We start from the raw sequence: 13092 nt of genomic DNA on the forward strand, positions 1-13092 counted from the left end.
TTCACGTGGAACATTAGAATTTTTCGAGTATAGATTAACATAAAAACAAATTGTTCCACGTGGAACAATTAAGGAATTAAAATAAAATGTTTTCAAAATACGATTTAATAGTTGTTGGTGCAGGGCACGCGGGCTGCGAAGCTGCTGCTGCTGCTGCAAACCTGGGCTCATCTGTTCTACTCATTACGATGAACATGGGCACTATTGCCCAAATGAGCTGTAACCCTGCTATGGGCGGCGTGGCTAAAGGTCAAATTGTTCGTGAAATTGATGCTTTAGGTGGCTACTCAGGTATTATCTCTGATAAAACAACCATTCAGTTCAGAATGCTTAATCAATCCAAAGGCCCCGCCATGTGGAGCCCAAGGGCACAGATTGACAGGATGCGCTTTGCTGAAGAATGGCGATTAACCTTAGAAAGGACGCCAAATTTAGATTTATGGCAAGATAGCGTTGTAGGCCTATTGGTAAAAAATAACACCGTATATGGTGTTAAAACTTCTCTGGGTATTGAAATAGAAAGCAAGGCAGTTGTACTTACTAATGGAACTTTTTTAAATGGTATAATACACATCGGTGAAAAGAAATTCGGAGGAGGTCGTACCGCAGAAAGATCATCAACAGGCATTACCGAACAACTGGTAGAACTGGGAATGGAAGCTGGCCGAATGAAAACCGGAACCCCTCCCCGCGTTGATGGCAGAAGTTTAGATTATTCCAAAATGGAAGAACAATGGGGCGATCAGGACAGGGGTAAATTTTCATTTACCGAAACCCAATTACCAACCGACCAGCGTTGCTGTTGGATTACTTATACCAACAGTGAAGTGCATGAAACTTTAAAAGAAGGCTTCGAAAAATCACCAATGTTTACAGGCCGTATTAAAGGTTTAGGCCCAAGGTACTGCCCGTCTATCGAAGATAAAATTAATCGTTTTGCAGAGCGAGACAGGCATCAAATTTTTGTTGAACCAGAAGGATGGGATACTTGTGAAATTTATGTAAATGGTTTTTCTACTTCTTTGCCAGAGGATGTACAATTTAAAGCGTTAAGACAAATACCAGGATTTGAACAAGCAAAAATGTTCAGACCAGGTTATGCTATTGAATACGATTTCTTCCCACCTACCCAGTTATCATTAACACTCGAAACTAAATTAATTACTAATTTATTTTTAGCCGGACAAATTAACGGAACTACGGGTTACGAAGAAGCGGCATGCCAGGGTTTCATGGCGGGTATAAATGCGCATCAAAAAATAACCGATAAACATGAGCTGATAATGAAAAGATCAGAAAGTTATATTGGTGTATTAATTGATGACTTAGTAACTAAAGGTACGGAAGAACCGTATCGCATGTTTACTTCACGTGCCGAACATAGGTTATTACTAAGACAAGATAATGCAGATATTCGCCTCTCTCCTATTGGCCATGAATTAGGGTTGATTAGCGATGAACGTTTAGAAAAAGTAAATCAGAAAATTGCTAATGCCGACGCTTTGGTTAAATTTACCAGAACGCAGGGAATTGAAATGGCAGATGCAAATCCGATGCTTGAAAGTGTAGGATCGAGTGCGCTCAATCAAAATGTAAAATTACATAGTTTAGTAAGTCGTCCGCAGGTTGGCCTTTTGGATTTAATTAAAGTGAGCAAACCACTTGCCGATAAAACTGCCGACTTAGACAAAGAAACTATTGAGCAGGCTGAAATAAAAATTAAATATGAAAGCTACTTTGAAAAGGAAAATGAAATTGTAGAGAAAATGATGAAAATGGAAGACAAAGAAATCAATCCTGATTTTGACTATAATAAAATTGTTTCCATTTCAAAAGAGGCGCGTGAAAAATTATTTAAAATAAAACCACGCACTTTAGGCCAGGCGTCCCGAATTTCGGGTGTTTCACCTTCTGATATTTCAGTTTTAATGGTTTATATTAATAAGTAATTGATTATCAATACTTTAGATATTATTTATATTGACTTAAAATAAAGCGATATAAACGAAAAAAAATATTTTTTAATCATACAATTCAAAAAACAATAAAAATTAAGCAGAACGTTTAAAAGATGCCAAATTTAAGACACCAGTATTTTAGCCCTGTTAATTTTGTGGTTGTACTCACCCTGCTCCTACTTTCTGCTTGTGCGAGTATTCAAACGCCACAAGGCGGACCAAAAGACACAACACCTCCAAAAATTTTGAGCATGACTCCAAAAAATCAAACGCTGAATTTTAAGGAGAAAAAAATTGTAATTGAATTTGATGAATATTTTAATATTAAAGATGAATATAAGGAATTCTCAATTTCTCCAGATCAGGAAAAAGCACCACTCTTAAAAAAGCGGCAAAAAAGGTTGGAAATTACTTTGCAGGATTCTTTAGAAAAAAATACAACCTATACTTTAAATTTTGGTAAAGCCATTGCCGATGTTAATGAAAATAATGTAGTAAAAAATTTATCTTATGTATTTTCTACCGGCCCTACTATTGATTCTTTAAGCATCAGCGGAAAAGTTACAAGTGCATTAACTGCCGAAGCTGAAAAAGATGTAACTGTATTTATCTTTCCACTTGAAAGGGATACTTTATTTGGAAAGAAGCGCCCTTCCATTTATACTTTAACAGATAGCTCTGGAAATTATAAATTGAATAATTTACGAAAAGGCAAATACAAGATTTATGCATTAAAAGAAGCCAGCGGCGGTGGCGATAAAATATACCAACAAATTTCTGATGAAATTGGCTTTCAGAAAGAACCATTGACATTAGAGAAAAACATAGAAAATGTTAACCTGGAAACATTTAAGGAACTTGCTCCTGAATTTAGAGTGCTTGAGCGGAAATTAAATAATGATGGAAGTATTATATTAACCTTTAATCAGCAATTAAAAAGCCCAAAAATAACAATAATGGATCCACCTGCAGTTGATGTAGGTAAAAAAGTTTTCTTCAACAAAACCAATGATACTGCCAAAGTTTGGCTTAATGATTTAGGCTTTGATTCGGTAAAAGTGGCCATTCAGGATCAGGGTAAAGTTTTACAAACGGTTAATTTTACAAGGGCAAAAAGAGATACTTATACCAGGGATGTTATTGCTTCAGATAACTTAAGCGGCAGTAAATTAAATCCTTTTCAATCTTTTACCCTAACCTTCGGTCTTCCAATTACAGCAACAGATGCTTCAAAAGTTACGCTTTTGGAAGATTCGGTTAAACGAACAAATTTTGAACTGGTAAAAGATAGCACCGACTTTTTAAAATATTATGTAAAATATCCATGGAAGCAAAAAAGAAGTTACGAACTTACTTTTGGAGCAGGCACTTTTACAGGCATTTTTAGTGCGAAAAATAAAGAATTTAAGAAATCCTTTAAGCTGGAAACAGCCGACAGTTATGGCACTTTATCATTAAAAATAGAGGTCCCGGATACAACAAAAAGCTATATTGTTGAATTTATTAATGAGAAAAAAGTCCCGATTAAATCTACGGTTATTACTAAAAACTCGACAATAATTTTTGCCAACTATCCAGCTGCCAAATACATGGTTAGGGTTGTTTACGATGATAATAAAAATGGTATATGGGACACGGGAAATGTAAAAAATGCTATTCAACCTGAAAAAATATGGTACTCGCCAACAGAAATGTCGCTACGAGCAAACTGGGAAAGAGAAGAGAAATTGGTTATACCCAATCCCCCTACCCTATAAACTGATTTAAGGATTGGTAAACCAACCCGAATACATAATATAATTATCTGGTAACTTATTTAATAAAGTCCTTTGCGCTTCCGTAATGGGCTTTATTTTTTTTGCGGGTGTTCCAGCATATAAATAACCTGTTTCGCAAATTGTATTTTCGAGTACTACTGATCCAGCGGCAATTATACAATACGATTCTATGATGGCATGATCCATTACAATAGCACCCATACCAATTAAAACGTTATCCTCTACTGTACAACCGTGTACGATTGCATTATGCCCTACTGACACTCGATTACCGATGTGCGTAGACGCTTTTAAGTACGTAGCATGAATTACTGCGCCGTCCTGTATATTTGATTCATTTCCAATGGTAATGGCATTTACATCGCCTCTAATCACTGTATTAAACCAAACCGAACAATTGTTTCCTATTACAACATCGCCTACAATGGTGGCATTCTCTGCAATAAAATTATCTTTTCCTATTTCAGGATTCTTTCCCTTTACCGGAAGTATTAAAGGCATATGTTTAAAATTACGTCACCCGAACTATTTCGGGTTTTTTTCTACTAACTTGAGTTCGATAATTAATTCTCCTTTTTCGAGCCTGCGTCCTTGCGAGAAGGTTTTTTCAGCCGACAAAGTAATCTTTCCTGCAAAATAGATTGCTTCAGCTCGCTCAAGCCCAGCTTCACAATGACGATCGCATAAAGAAATGTAGAACAAAGGATGTTAAAAGAAATCAATAATAATCGAACTCAGTTTAATAATTTATTTAAAATACTGTATCTATTAGCTCATTAGCGTGTTTCGGGTAATCTGTAGTATAATGCAAACCCCTGCTTTCTTTACGCTGTATTGCCGATTTAATCACTAAATAAGCCACTTGGATTACATTTCTCAATTCGCAAAGCTTAACAGAAACTTTATTCATCTTATAAAATTCTTCTGTTTCCTGGTAAAGCAAAAACAAACGGCGGTGTGCCCTTTCAAGTCTGAAATCCGATCGCACAATTCCTACATAATCACTCATAATTTTTTGTGTTTCGCGGAGGTTATGCGTTACTAAAATATCTTCATTACTCTGCGTAACACCGTGCGCATTCCACTCAGGTATGTTATCGGGTATTATATTATTTTTAAAATGTTCAATTGCATCCTGAAAAATACGGTGTGCGAAAACGGTTGCTTCTAATAAGGAATTAGATGCCAGTCGATTAGCTCCATGTAAACCTGTTGAAGAACACTCGCCACAAGCATATAAATTTTTAATAGAAGACCGCCCGTATTCATCCACAAGCACACCTCCACACATATAATGTGAAGCTGGCGTAACCGGAATAAAATCCTTAGTCATATCAATACCTATAGATAAACACTTTGCATATATATTTGGAAAGTGTTTTAATATGTCTGCTTTGCTGCGCATGGTAATGTCTAAATAAACAAAATCATCGCCAGACTTCTTCATTTCAGCATCCACCGCCCTTGCAACAATATCTCTTGGTGCCAGCGATTTTCTTTCATCGTACTCCTGCATAAATTCTTCCCCATTTCTACGGCGTAACACCCCGCCAAAACCACGAACTGCTTCAGAAATTAAGAACGAAGGATACTCTCCGGGATGGTGCAAAGCCGTTGGATGGAACTGAATAAATTCCATATTTCTAACTTTTCCTTTCGCACGATAAACCATTGCCATTCCATCACCCGTTGCAATAATCGGATTTGTAGTGGCAGAATATACGTGTCCGGCTCCACCAGAAGCCATGATAGTCACATTTGCCAAAATCTTTTCCACATCGTTAAGCTCTGTGTTAAAGGCATATATGCCATAACAGTTAATATCTTCAGTGCGTTTATCAACAAACTCACCCAGGTGGTGCTGGGTAATTAACTCCAGTGCAAAGTAATGTGTTAATATCTCTATGTTCGGATTCTCATGAATTTCCTTTAATAACACCCGCTCAATCTCGTATCCGGTGATGTCTTTATAGTGTAAAACACGGTGTTCAGAATGCCCGCCCTCTTTAGCTAAATCATAAAAACCAGAATTGTCTTTATCGAAATTTATACCATAGTCTATGATCTCCTGGATCCGCTTAGGTCCCTCTTTTACAACAATTTCCACAATTTTTTCATCGCACAAACCATCACCCGCAATCAAGGTATCCTCGATATGTTTTTCAAAAGAATCATCTTTATCCACCACTACAGCCACACCACCCTGGGCATATTTTGTGTTAGATTCGTCTTCATTAGACTTGGTAACAATTAAAACCTTACCAAACTTTGCAGCTTTGAGCGCAAAACTTAAACCCGCTATACCTGAACCAATTACCAGGAAATCTACTTTTCTCATCAATAAAAACCTTTAATTATACACGATGTTAACAACTGTGTTAATAATGTTAACTTTATGTCTAAATTATTCTAACAACTAAATTTGAATGTTTAAAGCTAAACTAAAAAGACAATTTGCCACAATCTTTTCACCAATTTATAAGCACTTTTGTTGAAGTAATTAACTTTTTGGTAGGTTATAAACAATTAACATTTAAGTATTGACAATTTTTATGCAGTTTTTCAATATAGCTGTAAATCAGATTTATAATATTAAATAAATATCATCTGAATGTTAGTAAACAATTAACAACTTATATAAAAGAACTTTTTTTTGAAACTTGCCAACAAAACTAACACACTAATAAACATTAAAGATTTATTTAATTAAAATACTTATTAATTATTGAGCTGTGGAAACTCCTATCTTTGAGCCAGCTTCAAAATCAATAGAAGAAATATTTTTAAAATGAACATGGATACCTTAGCAGAAATAAATATCAAGGGATTTGTAGAAGAAGAAATTGATCCAACGCTTGATCTTTTTGCAGAAATTGAAAAACTGAAAAAAGAAAAAAATGCGATTATATTAGCTCATTATTATCAAGAACCTGATATACAGGATATTGCGGATTACATAGGTGATAGTTTAGGTCTATCGCAGGAAGCTGCTAAAACAGATGCAGACGTGATTGTGTTTGCTGGTGTGCACTTTATGGCAGAAACTGCTAAGATTTTATCGCCGGGTAAAAAGGTTTTATTGCCTGATGTTAAAGCCGGATGTTCGCTGGCCGACAGCTGTCCTCCGCACCTATTTAAAAAATTTAAAGAAAAATATCCGGATCACCTGGTGATTACCTACGTAAATTGTACGGCCGAATTAAAAGCTTTAAGTGACATTGTTTGTACCAGTACCAACGCGGTACAGATTGTAGAAAGTTTACCTAAAGACCAGAAAATTATTTTTGGTCCAGACCGGAATTTAGGCGCTTACGTAGCAAAAAAGACTGGAAGAGACCTGGTACTTTGGAATGGTGCCTGTATGGTCCATGAAATTTTTTCGCAGGAGAAAATTACGAAACTTAAAGAACGTCATCCAAAAGCTAAATTTATTGCGCATCCGGAATGTGAGGAAGTAGTTTTAAAAATGGCTGATTACATTGGTTCTACAACAGGTTTGCTTAAATATACCATCAATGATCCGGCTACTGAATTTATTGTAGCAACCGAAAGTGGAATTATTCACCAGATGGAGAAGGCAAATCCGACAAAAACTTTCATTCCTGCGCCCCCAAACAACAGTTGTGCATGTAACGATTGTCCTTACATGAAAAGAAATACACTCGAAAAATTGTATTTATGTATAAAAAACGGATTACCGGAAGTGACTGTACCAGAACACATTATAGAACTGTCGCGTAAACCGATTCAAAGAATGCTGGATATTTCAGCTGAACTGGGATTGTAGCTGATGCCCTTGTAGCGGAGTAAATTATTTTTTTGTGCTTCGTAAGGAAGAAAAAGAGAAAATATGAAAAAAAACAACATCCTTAAAAATTATTCGGGCTTACTATGGCTTTTGGCAGGTATAATTGCCGGAAGTATAGCAGGTTTAATTTTTGGAAAAAAGATTGAAACCATAAAACCCTTAGGTGATATATTTTTAAATCTGTTGTTTACAGCTGTTATTCCTTTGGTATTTTTTGCCGTTTCCTCGGCCATTGCAAATATAGACCGCTCAAAAAAGTTGGGAAAACTGATGATGATTATGGTGATGGTTTTTTTATCAACCATCTTAATATCAGCATTTTTAACCATCGTTGCCACCTGGATTTTCCCAATCCATCAACAATTGTCATCGGCTTCTTTACCTGCAGAAACTGAAAAAATTCAATCCGTAGGCGAGCAAATGACTCAGCTTTTAACCGTAGGAGAATTTTTTGAAATTGGCAGCAGAAAAAATATGCTGGCGCTAATTATTTTTTCTGTTTTAATCGGTTTCTCTACGCTTTATGCCGGCGAGGAAGGTGAAGCTTTTAAAAAGTTTTTATCTTCAGGAAACGAGGTAATGAAAAAGCTAATTATACTGATTATGAAGCTGGGTCCAGTTGGTTTGGGTGCTTATTTTGCTTATCAGGTTGGTGTTTTCGGCCCTCAGTTATTTGGTACTTATGCAAAAGCATTAGGTTTATATTACGGCGTTGGTGCATTTTATTTTATCGTTTTTTTTACTATATATGCCTTTATATCAGGTGGTTTCAAAGCAATAAAAATATTCTGGAAAAATAATATTGTACCCTCTTTAACTTCAGTCGGAACTTGTAGCAGCATTGCTACTATACCTGCTAATTTGGATGGTGCAGTTAAGATGGGGGTACCGGCTTATATTGCGAATGTGACTATTCCGTTGGGATCTACCTTGCATAAAGATGGATCGAGTATCAGTTCTATCATAAAAATTGCAGTGGTTTTTGCCATTTTTGGTAAAGATTTAGTTCATGTTGATACCATTATGATCGCTTTAGGGATTACGGTTTTGGTTAGTATTGTAGAAGGTGGAATTCCGAATGGTGGTTACATTGGAGAATTGCTGATGATTTCTGCCTACCAGTTGCCGCCAGAAGCTTTACCACCCGCGATGATTATTGGTACTTTGGTTGATCCAATGGCTACCCTTTTAAACGCAACTGGCGATAATGTTGCGGCTATGTTAATTGCCAGATTTACAGAAGGAAAAAATTGGATGTTGAATAAATCTACTGAGTTTAAAGCTTAAAAAATGATTAAGCTGTGGTGAGTTGAAGTAATCTTTTACAGATTATTTTTCTCGTATTGACAATTATAAAAATTAAAATCAGGGCTTGCCCTATAGTACAAAAGAATATGTTTGAAAATAAAGAACGCACAGATATAAATGAATTAGGAGAGTTTGGTTTAATTAAACACCTGACCACTAATTTTAAAATTAAAAATGATTACTCAGTAAAAGGAATTGGAGATGATGCAGCCGTTTTGGATTCGAAAGGCAAGCAAACCTTAATTTCAACTGATTTATTACTGGAAGGAATTCATTTCGATTTGGCCTATGTGCCTTTAATGCACCTGGGTTACAAAGCTGTACAGGTAAACTTGAGCGATATTTATGCAATGAATGGCACGGCGAGCCAGATTACTGTTTCTATTGGTTTATCAAGTAAATTTCCTTTAGAGGCTGTTGAAGAAATTTATAAAGGAATTGAATTGGCTTGTAATAAGTTTAATATTGATTTAATTGGTGGTGATACATCTTCAAGTAAACAAGGTTTAGTGATTAGCATAACCAGTATTGGTTACGCCGATGCGGATAAAGTTGTGTACAGAAATGGTGCGCAGGAAAATGATCTGCTTTGCGTTTCAGGTGATTTAGGGGGCGCCTATATCGGCCTTCAAATTTTAGAACGTGAAAAATTAATTTACCTGGAAAACCCTCAAATTCAGCCTGATCTTGAAGGAAAAGATTATATTATAGAAAGACAATTGAAACCTGAAGCCAGAATGGATATTGTTGCTTTGTTGGATGATTTAGGTATAAAACCAACTTCTATGATTGATGTTTCTGATGGACTGGCCTCGGAAATTTTGCATTTAGCTACCGAAAGTGATAAAGGCATTACCATTTACGAAGAAAAAATTCCATTAGATCCAATGACTTATGAAACAGCAAGAGAACTGGGCATTGATCCTACAGTTTGTGCATTAAGTGGTGGTGAAGACTATGAATTGTTATTTACCATTAGCCAGGAAGATTATAAAAAATTGAAACACGATGTGGATATTACAGTAATTGGACATGTTACGGATAAAAATTCTGGTTGCAAAATGGTTTCAAAATCTAATAATGTACACGAATTAAAAGCACAGGGCTGGAATGCCTTTAATAAATAATTAGAGAATTTATATTGAATTTAAATGGATCTGCGATAAGGTAAATACTTTTTCGCAGATCTTTTTTTGAAAAATTGTGACCATTCGTTATTAGCTGTATGACTAAAGAAGAAGAAAAATTAGACAACCCGGTTTGGTTTTCATTAACAGAAGCACATCAGAAATTTGCCTTAAATTATGGGAATATTAAGTTTTACCATCCAGATTATTGTCCTTTTGGAGGATTTATAAATGATGAAAATACTTCTGATTTTATTGAGGAGTATGCAAAAGAAACGGCAAACTTTTATGTAGTTGGCAAAAAACCTAATTTCAGTGAAAATTTAATATTGAATAAAGAGTTAGTATGTAACCAAATGGTGCTTCAGGATAATATTAAAATTGAAGTTACTGAAGAAATTGTTGAACTTAATGCGGATAGAAAGCATGATTTAATTGAGCTGGTAAATTTAGTTCAACCTGGTTATTTTAAAGAAAAAACACCACAACTTGGTAATTATTATGGTATTTATAAAGATCATAAACTTATAGCAGTTACAGGTGAAAGGATGAAAATGAATGCGTATAGCGAGATAAGCGCTGTGGTTACCCATCCTGATTTTACCGGAAAAGGTTATGCGAAACAATTAGTTGCTTTTACTGCAAATGAAATTTTTGTAGCAGGAAAATTACCTTATTTACATGTTGCTGAAACCAATACAGGCGCCATAAAACTGTATGAAAAACTCGGTTTTACAACCCGGAGAAAAATAAGTTTCTGGAATTTAATAAAGGAGGAAAATTAAACTTCGCCATCTAAATATTTAATATCAATTTGCTTGGTTGCTTTTGCACCTAATTTTTTAATTTTCTCTGAGGTATTGGTTAAATTACCTGATCCGACAGAAAGTTTGTTTAGTGCCTTATCATAAGCGTCCTGACTTTGTTTAACATAACGGCCAATATTTTCCATGTCGGTAATAAAACCAACAAACTTATCGTACATGCTACCGCTCAGGCGGGCAATTTCCATTACATTCCGGTTTTGACGTTCTTGTTTCCACATACTTGCAATGGTGCGCAAGGTAGCCAGCAAGGTAGAAGGACTAACAATTACAACCTTCCTGTCCCAGGCAAAATTAAAGAGTTCTGCATCTTTTTGAACGGCAACACTGAATGAGGATTCTATCGGCACAAACAATAAAACAAAATCAGGAGAATTGATCTGGTATAGATCATGATAATTTTTGGCAGAAAGTTCCTGAATATGGTTTTTAATGGAAGTCAAATGCTGTTTTACGTAGCCCTCACGCTCTTCTTCTGTCTCGGCTGATACAGATCGTTCATAAGCAACCAAAGATACCTTAGCATCAACAACAATGTGTTTTTCATCTGGCAAATCTATAACTACATCCGGCTGTAATCGGCCTCCGTCGGCAGAAGCTAAACTGGCTTGTATCCGGTATTCCTGGTCTTTTACCAGTCCCGAGCGTTCTAAAACCTTTTCTAAAATAACTTCACCCCAGTTTCCTTGTTTTTTGCTGTCTCCCTTCAAGGCTTTGGTTAAATTATTGGCATCTTCCTGAATAAGTTTACTTTGAATCTGCAACTCTGAAATTACACCTTTCAGCATGTTTCTTTCATCAGATTCGGCCTTATAAACCTTTTCAACTTTATCTTCAAAAGCTTTAATATTCTCTTTTAAAGGGTTTAAAATCAAATCGAGATTGGTTCTGTTCTGTTCAACAAATTTTGTTGATTTTTCTTCCAGTATTTTATTTGCAATCAGTTCAAAGTCTTTATTTAATTTTTCCTGCGATTGTTGCATGCTGTTTTTTTGTTCAGCTAATTTTTCTTTTTCTGCCAGATAAAAAGACCGTGTACTTTCGAGTTCCCGGTTGGCATCAGCTAAACGATCACGTTCGGCTTGTAACTCATCTATCAAACGTTGTTGTTCTTCTTTTAGAAGCGCTGTAATGTTTTCTTTTTCTAAGGATAAACCATGCACACGTTCATCCGCTTTAGCCAAAGCAATTTTTAAATGCTCCTGTTCAGATTTTAACTTTTCGAGATCTGCAACAGAAATTATTTCGGGATTTGATTGCGGTTTTTTAAGCAAAAGAAGTACTAAAACAATTAAAATTATAATTAGTAAAGCAATACCAGCGATTTCCATAATGATAAAAATTTTAGCAAAAATGAAAATTTAAAACAGATATACCAAAAATTTTTAGTTAAGATATGCTTCGTTTAGTTAAAAAAATATTTATAATTGAGCTTTGTATTTTAAAGATGAACGAATTAACAATTCTTATCCAGTGTCCGGATCAGGTGGGTTTGGTAACCAATATTACCCGGGTGCTCGCCAGCCATCAACTCAACATTATTGCCATGAGAGAGTTTGTTGATGAACAGCACAAAACCTTTTTTACGCGTATTGCATGTACAGGAGAATTGACGGAACCTTATAAACTGGAAGAAAAACTATTGGAAAACTTGCCAAATTCTGCCCAGGTAACCTTGATTACGCAACAAGAGAAAAATATAGCTGTTTTGGTCACTAAAGAATACCATTGTTTAGCGGAAATACTCATTAAAAATCAATTTAAAACACTTGGAGCCAATGTAAAATGCGTGATTGGAAATTACGAGTCGCTTAGAGATTTTACAGAAAAACTGGGAATCCCTTATTATTACATTTCTCATGAAGGCAAAGATAAAGTGCAATTCGAATCTGAGATAAAAGCAACCATAAAGCAGTTTGATGTAGATTATATTGTACTGGCAAAGTTTATGCGCATCCTTTCTGCTGATTTTGTTAAGGACTACGAAGGGAAAATTATCAATATCCATCACTCTTTCTTACCTGCTTTTATAGGTGCAAATCCGTACAAACAAGCTTTTGAAAGGGGTGTAAAAATTATTGGTGCTACTGCTCATTTTGTAACCAATAACCTGGACGAAGGACCAATTGTAGCCCAGCATACCACACACGTAGATCATACTTTTGGTGTAAAAGAAATGGTTCGGTCGGGCAAGGAAATAGAAAAAGCCGTTCTATTGGAAGCCCTCAATCTAATTTTTGAAAACCGGGTATTTGTAAGCGGAAATAAAACCATAGTTTTTAAATAAAA

The 13092-nt window shown here is 35.5% G+C and carries 10 protein-coding genes; 7 read left to right on the plus strand and 3 right to left on the minus strand.

Features of this window, described 5'->3' with window-relative positions; all coding sequences use genetic code 11:
* Nucleotides 1–86: 86 nt before the first annotated feature.
* Both mnmG and R2Q77_RS03930 read left to right on the plus strand, forming a co-directional pair.
* Entirely contained in the window at nt 87–1949 is a 1863-nt protein-coding gene (gene mnmG / locus R2Q77_RS03925; protein WP_316802398.1) for a tRNA uridine-5-carboxymethylaminomethyl(34) synthesis enzyme MnmG, read from the plus strand.
* 122 nt (nt 1950–2071) lie between these two features.
* A complete protein-coding gene (locus tag R2Q77_RS03930; protein WP_316802399.1) occupies nt 2072–3715 on the plus strand; it encodes an Ig-like domain-containing protein in 1644 nt (547 codons plus the stop codon).
* Nucleotides 3716–3721: 6 nt separating this feature from the next.
* Here the strand turns inward: R2Q77_RS03930 and R2Q77_RS03935 are convergent, their stop codons facing one another.
* Both R2Q77_RS03935 and nadB read right to left on the minus strand, forming a co-directional pair.
* Complete coding sequence (locus tag R2Q77_RS03935) at nt 3722–4237, minus strand: gamma carbonic anhydrase family protein (protein WP_316802400.1); 516 nt, start codon at nt 4235–4237, stop codon at nt 3722–3724.
* 250 nt (nt 4238–4487) lie between these two features.
* The gene (gene nadB / locus R2Q77_RS03940; RefSeq protein WP_316802401.1) at nt 4488–6074 is read right to left on the minus strand and encodes an L-aspartate oxidase; all 1587 of its coding nucleotides are present in this window, start codon (nt 6072–6074) and stop codon (nt 4488–4490) included.
* 456 nt (nt 6075–6530) lie between these two features.
* Here nadB and nadA point away from each other — a divergent pair, with 456 nt between their 5' ends.
* The 4 genes from nadA (at nt 6531) to R2Q77_RS03960 (ending at nt 10764) form a co-directional block, all read left to right on the plus strand.
* Nucleotides 6531–7523 carry a quinolinate synthase NadA gene (nadA, locus tag R2Q77_RS03945; RefSeq protein ID WP_316802402.1) on the plus strand — a complete coding sequence of 331 codons (993 nt, stop codon included), beginning with the start codon at nt 6531–6533 and terminating at the stop codon, nt 7521–7523.
* Nucleotides 7524–7586: 63 nt separating this feature from the next.
* On the plus strand, nt 7587–8831 hold the full coding sequence (locus tag R2Q77_RS03950; protein WP_316802403.1) for a dicarboxylate/amino acid:cation symporter: 1245 nt from the start codon (nt 7587–7589) through the stop codon (nt 8829–8831).
* A 107-nt stretch (nt 8832–8938) separates the two neighbouring features.
* Nucleotides 8939–9979 carry a thiamine-phosphate kinase gene (gene thiL, locus R2Q77_RS03955; protein ID WP_316802404.1) on the plus strand — a complete coding sequence of 347 codons (1041 nt, stop codon included), beginning with the start codon at nt 8939–8941 and terminating at the stop codon, nt 9977–9979.
* A 98-nt stretch (nt 9980–10077) separates the two neighbouring features.
* Nucleotides 10078–10764, plus strand: a complete 687-nt coding sequence (locus R2Q77_RS03960) for a GNAT family N-acetyltransferase (RefSeq protein ID WP_316802405.1) — start codon at nt 10078–10080, stop codon at nt 10762–10764.
* On the opposite strand, the gene rmuC is transcribed toward R2Q77_RS03960, so the two are convergent.
* The gene (gene rmuC / locus R2Q77_RS03965) at nt 10761–12134 is read right to left on the minus strand and encodes a DNA recombination protein RmuC (protein ID WP_316802406.1); all 1374 of its coding nucleotides are present in this window, start codon (nt 12132–12134) and stop codon (nt 10761–10763) included. The two genes, R2Q77_RS03960 and rmuC, sit on opposite strands and share 4 nt — an antisense overlap.
* 116 nt (nt 12135–12250) lie before the next feature.
* Between rmuC and purU the strand changes: the two genes are divergently transcribed.
* Nucleotides 12251–13090 (plus strand): formyltetrahydrofolate deformylase, encoded by an 840-nt coding sequence (gene purU, locus R2Q77_RS03970; protein WP_316802407.1) that lies wholly within the window; start codon nt 12251–12253, stop codon nt 13088–13090.
* Nucleotides 13091–13092: the final 2 nt, after the last annotated feature.

Origin of the sequence: Pedobacter nototheniae (assembly GCF_032678625.1) — a bacterium.
GTDB classification, from domain to species: domain Bacteria; phylum Bacteroidota; class Bacteroidia; order Sphingobacteriales; family Sphingobacteriaceae; genus Pedobacter; species Pedobacter nototheniae_A.

Bases quoted from the DNA above. Each gene is read 5' to 3' on its own strand.
- R2Q77_RS03960 (WP_316802405.1), top strand. From the start codon at position 10,078: ATGACTAAAGAAGAAGAAAAATTAGACAACCCGGTTTGGTTTTCATTA.
- purU (WP_316802407.1), top strand. From the start codon at position 12,251: ATGAACGAATTAACAATTCTTATCCAGTGTCCGGATCAGGTGGGTTTG.
- nadB (WP_316802401.1), bottom strand. From the start codon at position 6,074: ATGAGAAAAGTAGATTTCCTGGTAATTGGTTCAGGTATAGCGGGTTTA.
- mnmG (WP_316802398.1), top strand. From the start codon at position 87: ATGTTTTCAAAATACGATTTAATAGTTGTTGGTGCAGGGCACGCGGGC.
- R2Q77_RS03950 (WP_316802403.1), top strand. From the start codon at position 7,587: ATGAAAAAAAACAACATCCTTAAAAATTATTCGGGCTTACTATGGCTT.
- R2Q77_RS03930 (WP_316802399.1), top strand. From the start codon at position 2,072: ATGCCAAATTTAAGACACCAGTATTTTAGCCCTGTTAATTTTGTGGTT.
- rmuC (WP_316802406.1), bottom strand. From the start codon at position 12,134: ATGGAAATCGCTGGTATTGCTTTACTAATTATAATTTTAATTGTTTTA.
- thiL (WP_316802404.1), top strand. From the start codon at position 8,939: ATGTTTGAAAATAAAGAACGCACAGATATAAATGAATTAGGAGAGTTT.
- nadA (WP_316802402.1), top strand. From the start codon at position 6,531: ATGGATACCTTAGCAGAAATAAATATCAAGGGATTTGTAGAAGAAGAA.
- R2Q77_RS03935 (WP_316802400.1), bottom strand. From the start codon at position 4,237: ATGCCTTTAATACTTCCGGTAAAGGGAAAGAATCCTGAAATAGGAAAA.